17 protein-coding genes are annotated in these 21873 nt (G+C 56.9%); 3 read left to right on the top strand and 14 right to left on the bottom strand.

The annotated features are described in order from the left end of the window. Positions 1–33: 33 nt before the first annotated feature. The 7 genes from ACAW75_RS04430 to ACAW75_RS04400 form a co-directional block, all read right to left on the bottom strand. Positions 34–4008 carry an FtsW/RodA/SpoVE family cell cycle protein gene (locus ACAW75_RS04430; protein ID WP_370727467.1) on the bottom strand — a complete coding sequence of 1325 codons (3975 nt, stop codon included), beginning with the start codon at positions 4006–4008 and terminating at the stop codon, positions 34–36. A 74-nt stretch (positions 4009–4082) separates the two neighbouring features. Then, positions 4083–5381 (bottom strand): serine/threonine-protein kinase, encoded by a 1299-nt coding sequence (locus ACAW75_RS04425; protein ID WP_370727466.1) that lies wholly within the window; start codon positions 5379–5381, stop codon positions 4083–4085. A gap of 6 nt (positions 5382–5387) precedes the next feature. Further along, positions 5388–6977 (bottom strand): serine/threonine-protein kinase, encoded by a 1590-nt coding sequence (locus tag ACAW75_RS04420; protein WP_370727465.1) that lies wholly within the window; start codon positions 6975–6977, stop codon positions 5388–5390. A 3-nt stretch (positions 6978–6980) separates the two neighbouring features. Beyond that, on the bottom strand, positions 6981–8054 hold the full coding sequence (locus ACAW75_RS04415; RefSeq protein ID WP_370727464.1) for a PP2C family protein-serine/threonine phosphatase: 1074 nt from the start codon (positions 8052–8054) through the stop codon (positions 6981–6983). Between the two features lie 172 nt (positions 8055–8226). Further along, the gene (locus tag ACAW75_RS04410) at positions 8227–9258 is read right to left on the bottom strand and encodes an FHA domain-containing protein (protein ID WP_370727463.1); all 1032 of its coding nucleotides are present in this window, start codon (positions 9256–9258) and stop codon (positions 8227–8229) included. A 162-nt stretch (positions 9259–9420) separates the two neighbouring features. Further along, positions 9421–10290: an alpha/beta hydrolase gene (locus tag ACAW75_RS04405; protein WP_370727462.1), complete on the bottom strand. Its 870-nt coding sequence runs from the start codon at positions 10288–10290 to the stop codon at positions 9421–9423. Between the two features lie 22 nt (positions 10291–10312). After that, entirely contained in the window at positions 10313–10717 is a 405-nt protein-coding gene (locus tag ACAW75_RS04400) for a hypothetical protein (RefSeq protein WP_370727461.1), read from the bottom strand. 243 nt (positions 10718–10960) lie between these two features. On the opposite strand from ACAW75_RS04400, the gene ACAW75_RS04395 reads away from it, so the two are divergent. Next, positions 10961–11371, top strand: a complete 411-nt coding sequence (locus ACAW75_RS04395; RefSeq protein WP_370727460.1) for a hypothetical protein — start codon at positions 10961–10963, stop codon at positions 11369–11371. A 154-nt stretch (positions 11372–11525) separates the two neighbouring features. Next, complete coding sequence (locus ACAW75_RS04390) at positions 11526–12113, top strand: DUF4405 domain-containing protein (RefSeq protein ID WP_370727459.1); 588 nt, start codon at positions 11526–11528, stop codon at positions 12111–12113. Positions 12114–12217: 104 nt separating this feature from the next. Here the strand turns inward: ACAW75_RS04390 and ACAW75_RS04385 are convergent, their stop codons facing one another. The 4 genes from ACAW75_RS04385 to ACAW75_RS04370 form a co-directional block, all read right to left on the bottom strand. After that, the gene (locus ACAW75_RS04385) at positions 12218–13717 is read right to left on the bottom strand and encodes a DUF6600 domain-containing protein (protein WP_370727458.1); all 1500 of its coding nucleotides are present in this window, start codon (positions 13715–13717) and stop codon (positions 12218–12220) included. A gap of 164 nt (positions 13718–13881) precedes the next feature. Continuing rightward, on the bottom strand, positions 13882–15513 hold the full coding sequence (locus ACAW75_RS04380) for a serine hydrolase domain-containing protein (RefSeq protein WP_370727457.1): 1632 nt from the start codon (positions 15511–15513) through the stop codon (positions 13882–13884). A 68-nt stretch (positions 15514–15581) separates the two neighbouring features. Further along, the gene (locus ACAW75_RS04375; RefSeq protein WP_370727456.1) at positions 15582–16598 is read right to left on the bottom strand and encodes a glycoside hydrolase family 5 protein; all 1017 of its coding nucleotides are present in this window, start codon (positions 16596–16598) and stop codon (positions 15582–15584) included. A gap of 102 nt (positions 16599–16700) precedes the next feature. Continuing rightward, positions 16701–18122: a Gfo/Idh/MocA family protein gene (locus ACAW75_RS04370; protein WP_370727455.1), complete on the bottom strand. Its 1422-nt coding sequence runs from the start codon at positions 18120–18122 to the stop codon at positions 16701–16703. Positions 18123–18227: 105 nt separating this feature from the next. Here ACAW75_RS04370 and ACAW75_RS04365 point away from each other — a divergent pair, with 105 nt between their 5' ends. Beyond that, entirely contained in the window at positions 18228–18479 is a 252-nt protein-coding gene (locus ACAW75_RS04365; RefSeq protein ID WP_370727454.1) for a DUF3820 family protein, read from the top strand. Position 18480: 1 nt separating this feature from the next. On the opposite strand, the gene ACAW75_RS04360 is transcribed toward ACAW75_RS04365, so the two are convergent. From ACAW75_RS04360 to ACAW75_RS04350, 3 genes are all read right to left on the bottom strand, one after another. Continuing rightward, entirely contained in the window at positions 18481–19236 is a 756-nt protein-coding gene (locus ACAW75_RS04360) for a DUF1835 domain-containing protein (RefSeq protein ID WP_370727453.1), read from the bottom strand. A gap of 367 nt (positions 19237–19603) precedes the next feature. Next, positions 19604–20758, bottom strand: a complete 1155-nt coding sequence (locus ACAW75_RS04355) for a sigma-54-dependent transcriptional regulator (RefSeq protein ID WP_370727452.1) — start codon at positions 20756–20758, stop codon at positions 19604–19606. Between the two features lie 52 nt (positions 20759–20810). Further along, a complete protein-coding gene (locus tag ACAW75_RS04350; RefSeq protein ID WP_370727451.1) occupies positions 20811–21866 on the bottom strand; it encodes an exo-alpha-sialidase in 1056 nt (351 codons plus the stop codon). Positions 21867–21873 lie beyond the last annotated feature (7 nt).

Here is a 21873-nt window from a genome sequence, read left to right as displayed (position 1 = left end):
CCGCTTCCGTCAACTACCTGTTTACCCTACCCCCTAAAACGAACCAAGATAGCCTCGTTCTTTCAAAATAGGGGCAATAGCGGTGTTGGCTAATTTAACCGCATCGGCTGATGATTCGCCCAGTTCGATGCGCACACAGGTGACCGTGTGGGACCGGCCGTCGGGGGTAGGCGCAAAGAAAACGTACCACCCGTCATTCCGTTTTTCGCCCATAACGATCCGTTCGGGCGTTCCCGTTTTCCCGGCTACTTTGCTGATACTGATTTTTGCCCGCCCGCCGGGGTTCGATTGCTCGATCATGAAGTCACGAATCAGGTTGGCGGCAGGCTGCTGGGTGAGTGGTATACCCTTCGCCATAGGGACAGATCTGCCTCCCCGTTTCAGCACGTAGCGTGAGGGTTGCATGACACCACCGTTCGCTACAGCCCCAGCCATACGGGCCAGCCCCGCCGGTGTGGTGGTTAACTGACCCTGCCCCCAGGCCAGACCCGAAAACTCGCTTCGATACCGACGTGGATACATCAGGCTTTTATACAAATTCCGACGAACCACGAAGGAAGAGTCGTGCCAGTGCTTCAGAATCCGGGCCTCGTCAGTGGCGGTGCGCGTATCGGCAAAGGAGTAGCCACCCACATAATCGATGTTCATGCCCGTTGCCAGATACAGTTTCGCCAGGTCATTGTCGAGTGTATACTCGTTGGCAATCCGGATAAAGTACACGTTGCTCGACCGAACGATGGCCTGTCGCATATCGACCCGACCGCCGCAGGGCTCGCTTTCCGTTTTGCCCCGCCGGATGATCTCGCCGCAACTGATCGGGAAGGTTACCTCGGCGGCTTCCAGACCCAGCTTGTTCAGCGCGGCCGTCGCCGTCATGATCTTGGCTGTTGAACCCGGCGCGGTCGGGTACGTCAGGGCCGGGTCGCGCTCGGTGGTCAGGTAAGGTAATTTCATCCGGTCGCGGTCGGGCATGGCCAGTTCGTCGGGACGTTGCAGGTTCGGCAGGGGATGCATCGCTGAGGCCAGCACCTCGCCGGTGGCTGCGTCGAGCACGGCTACTGACAGTCGTTTGTCGTTGTATTCCGATTGGGCCAGCGCGTTTTGGAGATCAACCTGTAGGGCGGCGTCGATGCTCAGTTGCAGGTTTCGGTTGCGGTTTTTGTGCGCCTCAACCACCCGGCCGTCGATGCCCGACCGTATGGCCGGCGCCAGTTCGCGGTAGTCGTAGAGTGGCAATGTCAGCGCCCGGTCAATGGCTGGCGTAAATCGATCGGAGCGATACCGGGTGGTTAGCAACGTGTTCTGACGCGGGTGGTTATCGAAACCCCGTAGGTCGCTCAGGTGAGCGGCTTCGGCGAAATAGCCATTTTGTTGGCCCCAGAAGAGCCGTGTGTTGGCATCGCCAACCATGTAGAACAACTGCTCGCCGAAGGGGTAAAATCGCTTCAGTCGCTTGCCGGTCAGTTGGTTGAGGCGGGGGGCGTCGAGGCCCGCCTGTGTAAGCTGCGGGAGGTTCCGACGAACCGAATCGGGCGAGCTGGTGGCCAGAATCCGGCCGCCCCGGTCATACAATGTACCGGCAGCGAGGGCATCGGTGATCCGGTTTATGCGTGGATTGTAGCTGTAAACGGGTAACCCGTCGCGGCTGAGTACCCGGCTTGGGCGCACAATATAATCGGCCCAATGCAGGAGCGATACGTCGCCTGCCCGCCCAACGAGCACCAGCGCACCAAGCAGAAAACCCGCAATGCCGGTGGCTAAAACAGGGTCGTAATGTTTGTCCAGGTACGTATGCTGGATGGCTTCGCCGGGGCGACTGGCGATAGCGAATACCACCCCCATAGCGGTCAGGTTGATGATCAGCGATACATTGCCGTAGCTGAGAAACGGTACGGATATACCCGTCAGGGGCACCAGACCGAGTGATCCGCAGGCGATCAACAGAAACTGAACACCCGTTGCCAGCGCAATGCCCGCACATAAATAAAAACTAAATGGCTGGCCTGACCGCCGTGCGTGAAGTAAAGTCCGGTGAAGCAGCATGAATAGCAACAGACAGACTGAAACCAGCCCCACCCAGCCAAGTTCTTCGGCCAGACTGGGCAAAATCATGTCGGTATGGGCAGCGGGCATGGCGGTGGCAAACCCGTTGCCCAAACCCTGACCGGTCCAGCCGCCGGTAGCCAATGTCCAGAAGCTATGGGCCAGGTGGTCACCACCATACACATCGTTGTTCCAGGGGCTGAGCCACATGGCTTTGCGGTCGGCCAGCCGGTCGCCAACAACGGGTAGCTGATCACCAAAGGCAAACGCCGCCAGCACCAGCACCAGTAGGACGGGCCCTTCGGCCAGTAAGGCCAGCCAGCCAGTGGCCGTTGTGGTTCGGGCGTGCCCTTTCCAGATGAGCAGACCAATAGCCGCCACCAGGCCGATCAGCGTAGCCGTCAGGCCGGGAAGTAACCAGAGGGCAACGCCGTAGATGAACCCCGCCAGAAGCGTGATACCCAGCGTCTGGCGGGCAATGGTGTAGAAAAGCAGGAAGGTGAAGCCAATCACCAGGGCCGGCCCCATATCGCCCAGCAGCAGGTAAAGCCCCATCAGCAGGCCCGTACTGATGAACACGCCGATACTGACGCGCCACCGCCAGCGGAGATCGGGCAGGGTGCGGAGTTGTTCTTCATTGGCTGCAAAAAAGCCCGCCAGAAACAGCAGCGTCAGGTATTTGGTCAGCTCGCTCGGTTGAAACAGCAGACCACCAATCCGTAGGTTTACCCGCACACCACTGCCCTCGGGTCCCGTACCAATGGCCAGCGTCAGCCCTGCCAGCCCGAAAGCGAGCAGCAACCAGGTCCAGCCCGTCAGGCGGAAGGTGGCTCGTTTCGCGATATTGGGGATGGGATCGAACCACCAGCGGGTATAGAACTTGCCGATGTTGAGCTGAGAGACGACCGTTAGGCCCAACAGCCCCAGTCCCACGCCCCACACGGCCTGACTACCGTAAAAAGTATCCTGCAACGGGTCCTGAATGGCCAGCAGCGTGAGTACAGACAGTCCTGTCAGCAGCATCAGGATGGGTAATAGCAAGGGATCGGGCTGAAAACGACGGATGGTCCAGATCAGGTGAACGGCCCAGAACGCGGCCAGGAATAAGACCACCTGGAGCCAGAAGAGCAGCCTGAACGCAGTGGGGGTACGTACGGTAAAGGCATGATCAGCTTTCAACTGACCATAGGCCAGCGGGCCTATCAGCCGGAGGGTGTGCGGGCGGGCGGTGAACGTGTAGTCGGCAGAGCGGGCTAGTGTTGCCGTGCCTCGTCGACTGCCAAATTCGAATCCGGGTTTCAGGGGCAATACGCTGTAGGCCCCTTCGGGTTGTAAACCAGCAAAGGTGAAGCGGCCGTCGGTATCGGTGCGGGCGTAGGTAAGCTCACCAGGCAGATCAACGGCCGGATCCCGGTTTGGTACGTGATGTTTTAACTGTACCAGCACAGCGGCCAGGGGCCTGGCGTCGGGCGATGCGTCGACTACCCGGCCTGTCAGTTGAACGCCGCCTGAACCAACCACCGCTGGGTACGTTGCCGGCCGGTTCAGCTCCCGGTTATACAGGACGGAATCGAAGCCAATTTGCTGCCGTGACACGCGCAGGCGGCTCTGGAAGTCATTACCGCCAATCTTACTTTGCCAGGCAAGTGGCGTGCGGATGGCGAACGCCCGTTTGTTAATGGCGCCCAGGTTATCGGGCGTACCGTTCTGCGTAAGTTTGGTCTGTAGTGAATCGCTGATCAGATCCGTGTCGCGGGGGTCGGTCAGGTAGTTCCCCTGCCGAAGGAGCCGTTGAATGGCCGAGGCACGCAGACCCGGTTCCAGGTTCAGTTTGAGTCCGGTATCATAATCAATGGTGGCCGCAGTGAGCATCGGTTGCCGATTGAAAAAAAGCCGGGTAAACAGCACCAGCAGCAACACTGTTGCGATGAGTAAATAGCCGCGTTCCGAAGAAAGGAGTTTCATGAAGATAGTGGGTACGTTGAGAAACGAAAGGGGTGGGTCGCTATTGCCCCGCTGAGTGGCTGCCAGGAACCTGTTTACTCCGTACTATCCGGTGGGGCCGTTGCCAGGGTGTCGGCGGGCGGGCGAGACACTGAGTCGGTCGGTGTTGGCTGTATGGGCTCACTCTCGGGCTGATCATCGGTCGATTCCTCCGCCTGGGTGTTGCTCAATGGAGCCCTACCCTCCAGGGTATCGCCGCCGACCGATGGGCTCACTGGCGGCATCAGCATGGTGGAATCGATGGATGACTGCGAGGTGCCCGGCGTTTCCCGATCCGAATAGATGTAGAGACCAGCTGCCAGGCCAATAGCCATGACAATACCACCGATGCCCCACCAGGTGCTACTACTCAGGCCCGTTTCGTCGTCGGCAGTCTCGTCGCTGTAGCCAACCGGCTCGTCGGCAGCTGCGGTGGCCATTACCGGCCCGGCCATTGTCTGGTTTCGGACAACGGGCACCGGCTGTCCCAGTCGACTGGCTTTCAGGTATTCGACCCGGCTTTGTTCGAGCAGGAGCTCCAACTGATCGGGATTGCGGAGGCGGTCGTTTGGGTTGCGTGTCAGCAGGCTCAGCAGCAACGTACCCAGGCTGGGTGGCAGAGGCTGTCCGCCGGGTAGCATGGGCGTGGGGATTGGCGCCGTAAGGACCTGATTCATGAAGCCGCCCAGTCCGTTCTCGTGGTGCAGTACAAACGGCACGTGACCCGTCAGACACTCGTACAGCACCGCACCAAGGGCATAATAATCGGCCGCCTCATCGACCTGGCGCGGGTTATCGAACTGCTCAGGAGCCGCATACTCGTAGGTCATCAACGACTGCCCGGTGCGGGTCCGGGTGCTGTCGTCGGCGCGTAGTTTGGCAATACCGAAATCGGTGAGCAGGAAATGGAGTTCGCCGCTAACCAGCCGTCGGAAGAGCACGTTTTCCGGTTTCACGTCCCGGTGGATCACGTGCAATGGGTGCATCGCCCTAAACGCCTCCGTCAGCTGAAGACCCAGGCGGAGCGTAGTCGGTATGTCCAGATGCCCAGCCTGTTGCAGCAGGCCACGCAGGTCGCCACCTTCCACAAAATCCATGACCACATAAGGCATTGCCGCGCCCAGTTGTACATCACGCACCCGCACCACATTGGGATGGTTGATCTGGGTCATGATCTGCGATTCGCGCTCGAAGCGTTGCAGCGTGTCGGCATCTGTAGCAAAGGCATATTGCTTAATGGCAACAATATCGCCTGTGAGCAGATGCCGCGCCTTCAGCACGCGGGTGTTACCACGGCCCAGCTCGGCTAGTATTTCGTAATCGGGGAGGTGTGTGTTGAAACTTACCGTTGGCATTGAGTATCAGGGAATGTGTGGCGTAGTAGAACCGAGGCTATCCAGACTCAATGCATCGGCCCGAATCACTTCGGCACTGAACCGGGTCCCGCGCGGGCTGTCTGGTGCCACACGCACCACGGTGGCGTTGGGCGCAATCTGGTTGAAATACATAACGGTCGATTTATACAGATCGCCGCTTTCTTTGATGTATTTTACCCGGACAGCTACCGAGGTGAACAGGATCGTCGACGGATTACGCAGCTGAATAGTTAGGCCACGCACGCCTCCCAGTAAGCCAACTTTTCCGCCAAACGCCTCGGCGTTTAGTTGTTTTGTGGCCACAGCAACCTGCTCATCGTACTGGCGGTGGGCCGCTTCCAGCTTTTCCCGCTGTCCCGTCTCTGTTGGCTGGCGCAGAGCCGCGCTGGTCTGCGTGCTGTCGGTCGGCACCGTCTCATCGGAGGGTTCGCCGGTTGGCAGAGTCAAGTCAGACAGGCTCTCGTCTGCGCGCGCCGTTGTCGACATCGGCGTTTTGGCCCGCGAGGGTTTCGGTTTGTTTATGAACCAGTAAGTGCCCAGGCTCGCCAGCAAAAGGGCGCCCACCAGGGCTATGATCGGGATAAGGCTCCGCCTGCGGCGGCTTGCCACGTTGGCGGGCAGACTGGTAGGCTGCTCAGTGTGTGAGCGGGGAATAACCCGTGGCGCGGCGGGTTGATACGTCTCCGTCCGGTTGACAACAGCCGGTACCTCCTGCCCGTTTTCGCCCTGGAGTTGCTCTACTTCGGCCTGTTTCAGAATGAGCCGTACCTCATCAGGATGCTGAATGCGTTCGGTCGGATTTTTTACCAGCAGTTGTTTAATAAGCCTGACCAGGCTACTGGGTAGCGGTTGCGCCGTTGATAGAACCGGCGTAGGAGGGGGCGTGGTCAGCACGGCATTCATGAACGTGACGATGCCCGTTTCGCCCCGCATGGCAAACGGCACCTTGCCCGTCAGGCATTCATAAAACACGACGCCAAGGGCGTAATAATCAACGGCGGTGGTGATGTTGCGCGGATTATCGAACTGCTCGGGGGCTGCATACTCATAGGTCATCAGCGACTGCCCCGTCATGGTTACCGGCTGTTCGTGGAGCCGGGCTACGCCGAAATCGGTAAGCAAAAAATGAAGTTCGCCACTCGCCAGCCGGTGATAGAGGATGTTCTCCGGTTTCACATCGCGGTGGATGATGCCCTGCGCGTGAATCTGCCGAAAGGCGTTGATCATTTGCAAACCCAGCCGGATCGTCAGTTCGACCGAAAGGCCGCCCTGTTCGGCAATCAGCTGACGCACATTACCACCCTCAATATAATCCAGCACGATATAGGGCAGATCGGCCGCCAGGCGAACTTCCCGCACCCGTACGACATTGGGGTTCGACATCCGCGACATGATCTCCGATTCACGCTCGAATCGACGCAGCGTATCGGCGTCGGTGTTGAGGGCGAAGTGTTTGATGGCGACAAGATCACCGCTGGCAATGTGCCGGGCTTTCAGGACACGGGCATTGCTACGGCCGATCTCGCCCAATACATCGTACCCCGGAAAATTGGTATTAAAACTTACTGTTGGCATGGTTCACCGCGTTTGGCGGGTAGTATCGGGGTGAGTAGGTACATTATTGATGCCAGCGCTATCTGATGGCACAGTGATGGGCACGGTCCGTATCGAATCTGGCGCCGCCCGCGTTGGTTGGGGTGAAGCCAGGGGATCGTCCAGCCTCCTGCGCGTAACCAGAAACAACACAATGAACGCTACCAGGCTTAAAACGAGTATCGGCCATTTCCAGGTACGTTGCTGCCCGGGCTGACCGGACAGCCTGGGCGCAGTAGCCAGGAGTGCAGGGGGTGGATCGCTCGTTCGGCCGCGTGGCACAGGTACGTTACCGGGACTAGCTGTTGCGCCCAGATGCCGGGCCATCACGATGGTAATGTTATCCAGGCCGCCCTGGTCGTTAGCCAGTCGGATGAGTTCAGCGATCTGCTCATCGGCTGGCCTGCCCTGCGCCAGCACCTGCGTAATTTCTGCGCGGGTAAGCATGTCGGTCAGGCCATCACTGCAGAGCAGGAGCACATCGCCCGGCAGAAAATCCGTCTCGTTCGATTCAAGAAAATCGGGATCGTCGACGCGGTGAATCGCTGAGCCTATGTCACGAAGGATTTCGTTGCGGCGGGGGTGGCGCATGGCCTCCCGTTCGGTGAGCTGGTTGGCGTCTTCGCGTACCCCCACCAGCGAATGATCGTGCGTCAGCTTTTCGAGGCGCTGCCGAAACCGGTACAGACGCGTATCGCCCACGTGTACATACAGCAACTTGTTGGTCGACGTGTCGACGACAGCGGCGGTGAGCACGCAGCACATCCGGCCCCGGGCAGGGTCTTGCTGGCGGTGCTTCGCAATCTGGTTATTGGCGTGAATCACGGCTTCGCGCAGCATGGTCAGCGTATCGCCCGTGGGCGTCGCCATGTACTGACTAATCGACTCTTTAGCCAGCGCGGCGGCTTCGGCACCACCGGCGTAGCCGCCAACGCCGTCGATAACGACCAGCAGCGCGTCGTGCGCCGACCAGAGTGATTGACTGATAAACGTATCCTGATTATCCCGGCGAGAGCGACCAACGTCAGTCTGTCCGGTTATATAAACGGTACTGGTCATAGTGGGCTGTGGTACCAGTGGGGAAGTGAACAATGCGCCTGAGGCTGGCAGATTAGTGAACGTACCTGGCTGCTGAGGCAGCACGTTAGCGCGGCAACTTTCTAAAATGCTGTACCAGTAGTACCAGCACAAGGCTACTCAATAATAGGGCCGTAATTACATCGAGCATGGGTTACAGGTTGCTTTGAAAGGTGAGCGTAACGACTCCGTTGAGCAGAATCTGTGCCGAATTGGGCAGTGCCACCCAGACCGGATTACCCGGCTCGCTTCGGGCGATCACCTGTTCATTCAGCCGGGTCTCATTTCTACTGAAGGAAGCGAGTTGAAACTGACCCGTTGTGGCATCGTATCGAATGCGGGCGTGGGGATTCGAGACGTAGGGGGAAGCTAGCCGGATGTAGTTGCTAAACGACTCATTGTCAGGTTCCAGGCGGGCGATAACCACCTCCCGGTCTTTCATCCAGTAGGTTTCTTCGGCGTTCTGATCGGCCATGTAGCAATCAATTCGGGCGAGGGCGTCGGGGCGCACCGGACTTGGTGCTGGCGCAGGCGATGCAGGAACAGCCACCGGGGCTGAAGTCGACGGGGCGGCATCAGGCTGGCTTACGCGAGGGGTAAGCAGGGCCGGCTCAATACGGACGGCAAATGCACCCGACTCGCGGAAATCGATGTGGCTGAAGGCCGGCAAATTCAGGTCCAGTTTTTCGTAGACATTCGTATTTTTCACTTTCCTGGTTGCCTTCAAGTTTACATTGCCTGCTTTGGGAATACTCAGGCTGTCATTTTCGAGCGAGGCCCCGGTGAGCGACCCGATGACTTCAACATCGGCCGGTGTAATTGGCCTTCCATCAAATTCAGTACCCGGACCGAACTTGAAATGCCAGTGCGAAGCCACCGTTACAAGGCGGTTTGGCTCCCGGTTGCGTTCCTTCAGCCGGGTATTAAACGCGTTCACCGCTTCATTGACAATAACCGGTAGCGCGCCCAGCCGTTCAGCATAACTCGCCGGGTGAAGAATGATGACATAGTGGGCATCGAACAGCAGGCTTGTGCCGATACTTTCCCGGTTCAGCGATGTGTCGAAACAACGGATCAACTCCGCCAGAATCTGCTCATTGGTAACGGTACGGGCTGCGGTCGACTGGCGTTTAGGCACGAGCAGGTTGCCTAACTGATCCCAAAAATGACTGGGTGTTTTTTCCATTTTTCTACTAACGAACAGATGCCGTTCTCCTGCATATAAGACCAGCAGAGTGGTCGTTTAGTTTTCCAACGGCATGCGGCGCAGGTACGTTAAAGGGTCGCTGAACGTACCCAGGCTAACACATGCATGGCGCGCCAACAGGGGAACAAGTTGGTCGGGAAACTACTTTGTCAACGGATAAATCGCTTTGACGGCATTGTATACGCCTTGATGAAGCAGGGTAGCGTGGGTTTCTGTGGGAAGGTAGTCGAATAGCACCCGCAGTTTGCCGGCAGGTTGCCTGCCAAGCAGGTCGGCTAGTGCTTTCGCATCCTTGTACATGACCACGCTGCTGGTTTTTTCACAGGCCCCCACGTAAACCGTTAGCGGGTGGCGACCAAGGGTAGACCAGCCGGGCTGCCGCAACAGCGATTCGTTGTCCCACCAGAGGCTGGGGCTCAGAATGATGTAGGTGTTGAACAGGGTCGGTTTTCTAAGCAGTATTTCGGTGGCGAGCAAGCCGCCCAGCGATTCACCAATGAGCGTTCTGACCGTATTGGCCGCGTAGCGTTTCTCGATAAATGGCTGCAGTTCCTTCTCCAGGAAGGCCATGAATTTAGCCGAGCCCCCATAGGCGGTAAACTGACTCCTGCTGAACCCCGTCTTCTCCACAAAATCCAGATTGGGAACGGCAAACGTAAAATCGCGCCGACGGTTCACGTTCTGGATGCCCACTACGATAGAGGGCGGAAAGCGGTTTATCCAGGGAGTAGTGTTGTACCGAACCAGCCCGGCAATATGAACAAAGTCTTCGTCGATGCCTCCGTCGAGCAAATAAATGACTGGGTACGTCCGGGCCGAATCGGGCGAGTAGCCGTCGGGCAGGTAGATGTTCACCCGGCGGGTTTCGTGGAGGATCGTAGAAGCCAGCGAATCGGTAATGCCGAGCTGTATCGGTGGGGCACTGGCTGGTTGTACCCGGCCAGACTGGCCGAACGAACGGGTCGCTGTACAAAGAGCAAGGGCTATAAGCAGACGGATCGCCTGATGCATACGTGATTGAAGGTAGTTAAGCTTAGTCGCCGGTTCTGGTGCCGTAGCGGGCTTCCCGAATGGCCTGCCAGTCACTGGCCGTGCCACCCTTACTGAAGTGTTCGTCTTCATCCTGGATTTCCTGATCCCAGCTATAGGTAGTTGTATACTGGCCGGCAGCGGTCAGGTCGAGCTGAAGAACGTTGGCGCGGGGTTGTGCGTCGCTGTTGCGAAGCTGGTACAGCCGTTGTGTGGCCTCTGTCACTTCGTCGGGGAAATCGGTGGTGAGCGGTTGTGGCTCGCCCTGCTCGTCCAGGTAGGTACCCGAGAATTCGACATCGGTACCATTGGTCAGAAAATGGACGTTCAGTCGTGCAATCGTCCAGCCTTCGGGAAGGTGTTCTTCCATGGCTTCAATAAGCAGATCGTGGATGGTGGCTGGTTTCATGGGCGTTGAGCAGCAGGCGTTATCTGATAATCACTAAAAACCAAAGGTACGGATTTACGAATCCGAAGTGAACCACCGCCTACCGACCCACTCGCTAAGAAAGAACCGGTAGCGACTCCACTGTCACAGAAGAGCTTGACAAACGGCCGTGGGCACGCTACATTTTAGTAGTGTGCCAACGGCTCAAGTGCATCTGATGGCCACATTACTACGTAATCCTGTTCCATACTACTTCGCCTCCGAATGAATGCACGCCCGTTGTTACGGTGGTTGGCGGTCATGATGGGCCCTGAACTCCTGTGGTGGCTGACTTTCGAGGCAATTATCCTGCTTGTGAAAGCCAGCTATCCGCCGAGCCCGCTGACCGACAAACTGATGCGATGCCTGCCAATTGTCATGCCTGTCATCGCTGCATTGCCCTTTCTATCGTGGTACATTCCTTTCACTGAAAAGCGGTGGTTATTGGTCCGAATCTGGGTGGCGGGCATAATCGGAGCGCATTTGACCTTACCATCTGGTATGGCGGCCTACAGTAAAGGCCATGAGACCGGTACCATGTATCTGGCAGGTATGGTGCTTACCGTTTTCGTCCTGCTGGTCGGTAGCTTATTCGTGCAGCTACAGTTCAGAAGCCGTACAGCTGGGCGCCCGTAGCTCCCCGGCAAGGCGACTGCGTTTAAGTGCCAGACGACACGTTGCCGACTCGGTCACCGAAAAAAGCAAAATAGACAGACCTCCTTGGCAACGTACCTGAAGTATATTTCTTTGTGCTGTACTTTTCCACGCGAGTGGGCCTAAACAATTCGTCATGAAACAGAAGAACCTGGTCAGCCTGATGGTGGCTGCCGTATTCACCGTACTATCAATCAGTGGTTTGCTCATCTATTTTGGGCAAAGCAATCATACGATCGACCACACGCACGCGTGGTTTGGCATCCTGTTTTTTGCCGCTGCTGTCTTTCACATCGTAAACAACTGGTCGTCGATCAAGGGGTACTCAACCGATAGACGGACCGGCGGAGTTAAACGCGAACTGGTGATCTCAGCGCTGGTGGCATTGGTATTTGCCGGCGGTATTGCTGCTGATCTGCCCGTATTCAAAGACCTGGCCAATGCGGGCAAAAAGCTGTTTCGGCCAGAACGACCCGAAAAACGCGGCATGCCAAAGCCAATCCTTGATTCCATTGCGCTGAGTGCCACTACGACTGCACTATCCGTTGACGCTGCGAGTGTCCATTTCGATTCAACGGCGTCATTGGCCGAAAACGTGATCATGGCCCAGGGAACCGCCTCTCGCTCCAAACCAGACACGGCTACATTCCGGTTCACCGAAGTGCTGACAAAAGAGGGGAAAGACTGGAAAGTAGCCGCCCAACAAATAGCACCTGTAAAGTAAGGTCGCCGTAAAGAGTTGACGCGAATACGTTTTTACTGGTTACGCCGTGTATAAAAAAGGCCAGCTCGTCATCAGAGCTGGCCTTTTTTTGCATTGCCTGTTCATTAGTTATTGCCGCGAGAGCTGCCACGACCAGATGAGTAGCCGCCCTGGGTCTGGCCACCGGGAGACCCCTGTTCACCGCCCCCAACTCGCTGTTCACGACCACCCGACGGTTGCGCCTGGGGTTGTTGCCGGCTCTCGAAACCACCACGTTGTGGTTGAGGACTGGCGGGGGGCGGAGTGGCCTGTGGCGAATAACTGCCACCACCCCGTTGGCCGCTCCATTCGCGCTGAGGTTGTGGTGTCGCCTCTGGGCGGCCTGGCTGCTGTACGGGTGCCGTTTGCGTTGGCTGCGGGAACGGCTGGTTTTGCTGCGCTTCGTAGTTAGGCCTGCCATTGCCTCGCGATGAGCCGGTACGTGACGGGAATGACGGCGTAGCATCGGTTGGAGTTGGCCGTGGGCTGGCGTCGCCATAGGTACCGGCACCGCGCGAACTACCACCCGAATAAGTACCCGGGTTCGGTGTAGTCACCGGCGCCGGATTATCCTGGCCGTTTCTGCCACCATTGTACGTACCTGCGTTTCCGCGACCGTAGCCACCGTTGTATGAACCCGGATTGGGCGAGTCTGTACGGGGCGAGCCGTTTGTACGTGAACCATTGTTCCGGTTGTTGTCGAACGGCGCGTTGTAGACGCGGCTGTCGTTACCCCGGCTGTCCCGGGTACCGCGTGTGGCTTCGGGGCGGTAAATGCCAATCGAGTTATTGTTCCGTACTTCATCACGACCCGGACGACCGGCGTTCTCGATCCGATAGACCGGCACCGACCGGCGGGTTACGCGTTCGATATCTTCCCGACGGGGCCCGTAAGCATAGGCCCGGTTATTGACCCGATACACGTTGTTGATGATCGTCGTTTGCTGGTAGATGTTCACTACCCGTGGCCGAGGCACATAATAACTGTAAATGTTTGGGCTGGTGATGTAGATCTGCGGCACAAACACCCAGTAGTTAGCCGGAATATTGATGTTCACGTCGATGTTGATACCAGGGCCCAGCGGTGCCCAGCCATAGTAGCCGCCACCAGTTCGCCACGATACCCAGGCCGGACCCCAGTCGTAGCCAGGTACCCAGGCCCACCCCATCCGCGGATCCTGGTACCAGCGACCGTAGTGGAAAGGTCCCCAACCCCAGGCGTAGTCTGACACCCAGGTGTTGCCGTATTCTGTTACAACCCAGTGCCCATTGGTGGCATAGGGCTGAAACCCCTGCGGTACGTTCGGAATCCAGACGGTGCCATATTGGGGCGTTTGTACCCACTGGCCGTAGGGGCCGAGTTCATTATAAAAATCCTGCGGCTGACCGCCGTACTGGTTATAGCCTTGCTGGTTGTTATAGCCGTTATCATACCCAGGCTGGTTATAACCCGGTTGGTTCTGGCTATAATCGGGCTGGCCGTAGCCGGGCTGACTGTACGTGCCCTGCGCACAGGATGTAAGCACTCCGGCCAGGCTGAAGGTCAGGCCGACCAACACTATCAAATATTTACCTGCTGTTTTCATGGCCTTATTTGGGCGTTTATACCTGTTTGATGCATCTGACGCGCAAACGTTTAGTCGACCACCCAATGTTTTTCTTACAAACGCGAAAAGCGACCTCGTCGGGTCGCTTTTCGCGTTTGTGGCGCCAGAGCGCAGGTACGTTGTCGTTGGAACGTACCTGCGCTCTAGCCTTTCTGACTCAGCGCTCCGGCCTGCATTTTACCCTGTAGAACAGGCCGTGCATCTTTCGTTTTATTGATTTTAGCGATGCTGCTTTCGAACTCGACGGCAACCGAATCCGCGGTGAAGCGGCAGGTGACCGTTTCGTAGTGCGCCGTTTCAATAAACCGCCACGTCATCAGCAGCGTGTTGGGGTCTTGCCAGGTGGCTGTTCCCGCCATGCGTGTTCTCATTTCGCCGGGGATGGGCGTAGGCACCAGCTTGATTGGCTTCGTCGAGAGTGTTGATTCACTTTCTGCCCAGCGGTTCAGGCCACAGGTGAGCTGGTGGCTGCCCTGCTCGTCGCTGAGCCTGACCGTGCAGTTTCCATTGCCGAAGGTGAGCGACATGCTCCGGGTTTTTGTCGGGTTTGGCTCGAACGCATAGGTCTTGCCGCTGATCGTTGATACAAGCGGTGAGTTGGCTTCCAGGTTGGGGTACGTCAGGGCGAGGCTGCTCAGCTTCTTTGTCAGCGCGGCAGTACCGGCGGCATCGGCGGGAAGCGCATTCGGTTTGAAGGCGGTCAGGATGTTATCCCAGACGGCATCCATCACGGCCTGCATATCGCCCGTTTCCGACGTGATCGCCACCACCGCGTCCTGATCGGGAAGAACGATGCAATACTGACCCATGGCCCCATCGCCGCGGTACCCGTTGTGGCGACACCGCCAGAACTGGTAGCCGTAGCCCTGTAGCCAGTCGTTGACTTCCGCACTCCGCTTGCCACCCGCCGACATGACCTGTGCTTTGGTGGCGTCGGCCACCCAGGCTTCCGACAAGATCCGTTTGCCCTGCCACAGGCCTTTTTGCAAGTACAGCTGGCCAAATTTGGCGATATCTTCCGTATGCAGCCGGAGGCCCCAGCCGCCTGTATTGATGCCATTCGGGTCAACTTCCCAGTCGGCGCCTTCAATGCCCAACGGCCCAAACAGACGGGGTTGCAGGTAGGTGATCAACGGCTGCCCCGACAGCTTCTGCACAATGGCCGACAGCATGTAGGTCGCTCCGCTGTTATAGACAAAATGCGTTCCCGGTTTGCGCTCAACAGGGGCTGCCAGAAAGGCCTTGATCCAGTTCGTATTGCCGTCGGCGCGCATCTGGGGGGTTGGCTCTTTTTCATGCCCCGTCGACATCGTCAGCAGGTCTTTCACGCGCATGGCGGCCAGATTCTCGCTGACCGTTTCGGGCAACTGGTCCTTAAAGAACGAGATTACCTTGTCCTCAACCGTCAGTCGACCTTCGGCAACGGCCAGACCAACCGCCGTTGAGGTGAAGGCCTTGCTGAGCGAATAGAGCGTATGCTTTAGCTGCGGTGCGTAGGGTGCCCACCAGCCCTCGGCCACCACGTGCCCGTGCCGCACCACCATCACGCTATGTACGTTCAGGTTGGCCTTTTCAATGGCTGTGGTGAAGTTCAGCAGGCCCGCCGCTTCAACACCCTGCGTGGCCGGTAGGCTGCGCGGCAATTTCAACGTACGGGCGGGTGATAACAGGCTTTCGAGCGAAGTGCCTGCGTTGGCCCAGCCCGTAGTGGCCACGCTGAGGCCGAGGGCACCAAAGCCCAGTTGCTTTAAGAAATGTCTGCGGTTGTGCTGCATCGGGAAGAAGGGAGACGTTACCCGTCAAAGGGTAGGAAAGCCGCTTTTTACTTCCTGGTTATCCGCTGTCAGCGTTTGTCGGCCGCCCGTTGCATCGCCTGCTTGAAGTATCGGCCCTGTCGGGTGGGCGTGTAGTTCCAGTCGCTGAACAGCATGGGTGCCCATTGCGGGTCGAACACCCAGACAACATACGAAATGCCGTTGGTGGCGCAGTAACTGGTAATGGCGTCGCCGTACGATTCGTCACTGATCACCGGTACGTGGGCTCCTTTGTCGTCGGCCCCGCAAAAGCCGATTTCAGTCAGCATCAGCGGGTATTTCTGCGCGACAAAACCCCAGTCGGCGGTCCACTGGGGTTCCCAGGGTTTAGGGCGCTTCATGGGGTAGGGGTGGCTGACGTACCCGATACCGTCGGCGTTGATGGGGTTTTGCGCCACCTCTTTCAGATCATACGCCCAGTTGAAACCGGCCACCAGCGGAATGGCCTTGCTGCCGTTAGCCCGGATGATCGTGATCGTTTCTTCCATAAGCGATTTCCACTCAGCCCAGCTACAGGTGCCGAGCTTGCCGCCCATCACGGTCGGTTCGTTGAACAACTCGAAAAAAGCGACGGTCGTATTGCCCTTATAATGATCCGATAGGGTTCGCCAGAACTCGAACGATTCTTTGTGGGTCGTTTCGTAGTTCGGACTCTGGTACATTTCATTCTTCAGATTGCCGATACTGTGCCAGTCGATGACGACGTACAGGCCCAACTCACCCGCCCAGGCCACCCCCTTGTCGAGCAGTTGGAGATACTGCGTGGCTCCCCGGCTCCGCCAGGCCGACGGATGCACCGGAAAACGGACCAGGGTAGCACCCCAGCGTTTCATTTCCTCGAAATACGATTTATCCCAATGACCGCTTTTGTCAAGTTTGTCGGGATCGCTGGCGTTGAGTCCCCTGAAGACGATCGGTTTGCCGTCGGCGGTGACGAACTGGTTTCCCTGCACACGTAGCTGGCTCATCGGCGTCGATTGGGCCAACAACGGGCTAACTTGAAGAAGGAGTAGCAGGAGGGTTAGGTGGCTGAAAACTACGTTCATTCGTTGATGTAAGTATGACGTTTTAGTCAAAGAAAAGCCCCAATGCGAGCTACTGCCTGCATTGGGGCCCTGCATTTATACGGCTACACGGCGGCAATCTGCTTACACCGCGTTACCGATCTTCATTTTCACGGGGTCCCAGGTCATTACTTTTTTCTGGAACAGGCTCATGTTGCCGCACTGCGTTGGTCCACAGGCGCGTAGGCCGAAGGTGGCATCTTCGATGGCTGGTTTCTTGTCGCGCACCGAATTGAAAAAATTAACGAAGTGTTCATAGCGGTCGCCTTTGTACTCTTTGGGCACCGTGTACTTGAACTCCTTCGGCCCTTCCATTTCCGGAATAGACGGGTAGAGCTTGTTGTAATCAGCCAGGAACAACTCTTTCTGGTCTTTCGGGAAATTATCGATCGACATGCCCGGCGCTTTCGGGAATTTATTCCGGTGAACCGTCAGGCTATCCCAGCCAATAGACAGGTCGCCCTCGGTGCCGACGAGCCGGACCAGGTAATTGCCACCGCCGCCATCTACGAAGTTCGAGCGCGTGGTGAGGTTGAACTCGGGGTGCTCGGCGGTTTTTGGGTAGTCGTAGATGCTGAGCTGAATATCAGGTACGTCGCGGCCGTCTTTCCAATAGCGGGTGCCGCCGCTCGAGTACACGCGATTTGGTCCTAATGAACCGGTTACGGTATGCAGCGACGTGAGCAGGTGAACGTATAGATCGCCCGCGATGCCGGTGCCGTAGTCCTGGTAGTTGCGCCACCGGAAGAAGCGGAGTGGGTCCCACGGGCGCTTGGGGGCGCTACCCAGGTACGTATCCCAGTCGACAGTTTGCGGCGAAGCATCGGGTGGAATCGAATACTGCCAGGCCCCCATGGCACTGTGCCGGTCATAGATCGCTTCCGCAAAAACGAGCTCACCGATGTCACCTGCTTTCAATAGTTCTTTGGCTTTGGCAATAATGATCGACGAGGCGAACTGGCTACCGACCTGAAATACCTTGCCCGTTTCGTTGGACACTTTGATGAGCGTGTGGCCGTCTTCAACCTTTTGCACCATCGGCTTTTCGCAATAGACGTGCTTGCCTTTCCGCATGGCGTCCGACGAGATTTTTTCGTGCCAGTGGTCAGTGGTCGCGTTGATGATAACGTCGATATCCGGGCGGTCGAGCAGGGTGCGGTAGTCGCGGGTAACGGGCAGGTCATTGCCCCACAGCTCTTTAGCCCGGCGCAGGCGACCGTCGTAGAGGTCACAGGCGGCTACCATCTCCACGCCATCGACTTGTAATGCCGTTTGCGTATCGCCAATGCCCATGCCCCCCGTTCCGATCAACGCCAGCCGAACCTTGCTGTTGGCCGACGTGCTCGCGTGGTTTTTGATCAGGTTTAAATACTGCGTGGTGGGGGTGGCTTTAGCCGCTTCGGTCAGCGCAACGGGCGCTGTTGCTGCCAAACCAAGGGTTTTCAGGAACGTTCGCCGATCCGAAGAGCCATTGGGCGAAAGAGAAGATTGATCGTGTTTTTTCATCAGGTACGTTCAACTGGTAAAAGGCAATGCTATTTTTTATCGAGGTAATTTAGCACCTGTACGTACGCGCTACAAGCCGCTAGACTATTTATCCTGATCAAACACATGGCAGAACAGGCGCCCCCGGGCGATCCCACCTTATTGCTCGAATTGATTCGCTACCCAATGCCCTTCGGGAAATACAAAGGGCGGTTGCTGCGTCAGTTGCCCGTTTCCTACCTGGAATGGTTTGCGCAGAAGGGGTTTCCTGCCGGCAAGCTGGGTACGTTGCTGCAGACGCTATACGAGATCAGACTAAACGGGCTGGACTACCTGCTCGATGAACTGGAGAAACGACACGGAACGCCGGGCCACTAGCTTACCTGTTCATAAGGCTGTCGTACAGCGGTTTAACCTGCGAATCGCCGAAGCCGTAAATGCCCTCGCGTTTGTAAAACGCCGTGAAGACAGACGGAAAATCAGTTGGGCCCTCGCTCATGATTGTGTCCAGAACCCGTTCCGGTCTTCCCGGTTTCCCATCGATACCGGTGCGTTCGATGTGCGCCCGGCATACATCGTTCAGGTAAGGGAAACAGGGGGATTCGGCCGTTGCAAGTTCCGCCAGCCTGGCCAGGTCGTTGGTTTGGTACGCATTCCATAAAGCATTACCCAGTGCCAGATCAGCGCTGGTGAAGGCGACCTTATGCGTTGAACAGTACCGCAGATCGCCTACCGTTGCCCCGCCAAAATCGTCCCAGATAGCGTCTCGATTCAGATGAGCGGGGTATACGACGAAGACGCTGTATGTGTTGGTGTGCTTGTAGAGCAGTGACAGCACAAACCACATATTGACCTGACAAAAGAGATCGTAGCCAAACCACAAATTGATGTCTGACCGATCGGGCGCGGCAAGAATCTTGTCAAATTCGCCGACGACACGTTGGAAATAGGTGCCTCGGGTTTCGTGGTAGGTCGCTTCAATGTAGGCCGCCCGGTTGGCCCAGAAGTCGGCAAGGGTATCGCCGGAAACGTCGCCTACGATGAGGCATTCCCGGTCTATAACCACCTGACCGTCGAGTTGCGTGGCAACGAAACGGTCATAGAGTGCGTCGCCGTTTAATACGTGGTAGATCATTGTCAAGGCTTCGAACGTGGTTGACTACACAACTAAGCACTTTCCAGCGAATACAGCAACACCTGCCAGCCTTTCTGACGAAAGAGCCGTATTCCCCAAACGTCTGGCTTCACCAGAAACCCAGAACAGCCAGCCTGATTCAAACGGTTGTCTTTTTCATAATCCCAAGAATAGCCGCCGTAAATACGAGAAAAAAGAAGATAGCAGTCCACATAGTTTATAGCTGTTTTTAGGAACGTTGAGCCTAGACTTTAAATCTATCGGCCTTGTATATATAGCTAAGCAAAAAACTGGCCAACTTTTTTGTACTACTTATTATCATAATAAAAAATCGAGTATGTATACTTATAATTATCGACTGGTCGGTTCAAACGTACTGTTTTACCTCACTGAGCGTAATGGGCGCATCACACATAATGACTATCCGTTCTATAACATTGCGTAGTTCACGGTCATTGGCTTCCCACGGCAAAGTCGACAGGTAGTCTACCGCGGCTGGTTCTATGGCCTTGGTGGGTATGTTGTACGTCAGGCACATAGCAGCCAAAAACGCCTCGATCAGCCGTGGAATGTCATCCCGACGGTCGGCGAGGGGAGGAATATCAATGATGATTTCACCCAGGAGAGCGTATAAATCGGCTATGAAATGTCCACGGCTGACTTCTTCACGCAGGTCTTTACTGGTGGCAGACAGAATACGTGTATGTAGCGTAATGGCTTTGGTGCCACCCATCCGGGTAAAAGACTGGTCCTGAATCGACTGCAGCAACTTCGCCTGGACGGCCAGACTCATTTTGCTGATCTCGTTGAGGAACAATGTACCTCCTTCGGCCTGTTCGAGCTTACCGATTCGACGGGTAGCCGCGCCCGGGAAAGCGCCTTTTTCGTGCCCAAACAATTCGCTTTCGAGCAGCTCATCCGGAATGCCCGCGCAGTCAACGGTGACCATCGGTTGCCCTGTCTTCCTGCCTCCTTCAGTATGTATCCGATGGGCCACCATTCCTTTACCGACGCCAGGAGGGCCTGCTATGAGCACGCTTTCTGTTTGCTGACCTATCTGCGTGAGGCCCGCTCTGATAGCCTGAATCGACGGGGACTCACCCATAAGCTCGCCGACTCTGGCGATCGTTTTACGGAATGGCCGATTCGCCTCGACCCGCCGATACTGCTCAACGGCATTCCTGGTTGTAACAAGCAACCGATTGATGTCGGGTGGTTTAACCAGGAAATCAAACGCACCGAGTCTGGTTGCTTCAACTGCATTCTCAACACTACCGGCCGCCGTGACAATGATAATTTGGGTGCTTATTCCGGCTTCATGAGCGTGAAACAAAACATCAAATCCATGCATCCTGGGCATATGTAAATTGCAGAGAGCGACTTCGTAATAGGCAGTCACGAGCATCTCAATACCCTCCAGCCCATTTTCGGCTTCCTCTACCTCGTAGCCCTCATATTCCAGAATATCGCGAAGGGCGGCCCGAATAAAAGTTGAGTCTTCTATAATGAGGATTTTGGCCATTTTAGTCAGCGCGTTTAGAGTCGCAGTGGCAAGCTGGTTGGGCAGGGTAAGGCTAGTTCTTTATGGCAATTGCCTCCATCATAACCTGTCCATCGGCTTCCCAAACACAAATGGCTGACTGACCGGAAATAGCGAGGCTGGGCATTTTGCCTTTCCCCACCGCAACAGATACAGTGCCATTCTGTTGAAGCCAGACCGTACCGCCCTCGTCCCAGGCCATCGTGTTTCCCGCCGGGCCGTTGGTGATGGTCACGTTCTGGCCAATGGCGAGGGCCTTTTCCGGTTTGCCGGGCTGGCAGGTATACAACGTGTTCTCACGCCGCCATACCGTCGTTGGCTGGCCCGATTGGGTAAGCGTCAGCCCGCCGCCGTCCATGGGGCAGCCGGCCAGTTTCCAGGTGCCGGTGCCGAGCTTTTGTACCGAGCGGTAGGTACGTCCCCCGTCCGTTGAATGGGCCAGATACAGGTCGCGTGCCCCGTTGAGCCAGTTGCGGAACTGAACGTAGACGTTGTTGTTCCGGGCGGCAATCGAGACGCGACAGCATTCGCAGACCGACCCGCCGGGCGATTGATAAATGAGTTGGTTCGTTGTCCAGGTACGTCCTCCGTCGGTCGAGGTTGTGCCTGCGATTTTGTTCTGGTTATCGCCGCGCAGATCCAGCCAGACAGCGTGGAAGGTGGTTGATGACGCGCTGGCAACGGCCTGAAACCCTTCCTTGGCTACCTCAGGTACGTCGTTCAGGCGGGTGGCCCCCGACCATTTTCCGGTGTGGCGGTCGAGGGTGTAGGCAAACAGGTCGCCAGTCTTGTTCACGACCGTGATGACAACGTGCTTATCGGTGGCGGCTATCTGCGGGCCACGTTTAGCGGTGGTAACCAGGCCGTGTAGCGTGGCCACCGCCACCGGTGGCGAAAAACGGGCCGGTTGGCTGCTGGCCGTGGCGTAATAAATCGTAGAGTCCTGTCCGAAGGTAAGATGGACCGTTCCGGCTTGATCAGCCACGACAGCCGGTAAATGACCCGTTGCGATGCGCTGCCCCGAATCGGTTGGCTGGTTTGTGGTGAAGAAGGGAAAGAGAAAGAGCAGTAAGGAAAGGAGTGCGGGCATGGGAAAG

It is taken from the genome of Fibrella arboris, assembly GCF_041321095.1.
Taxonomy (GTDB): domain Bacteria; phylum Bacteroidota; class Bacteroidia; order Cytophagales; family Spirosomataceae; genus Fibrella; species Fibrella arboris.
This window is presented reverse-complemented; position numbering and strand designations above follow the sequence as displayed.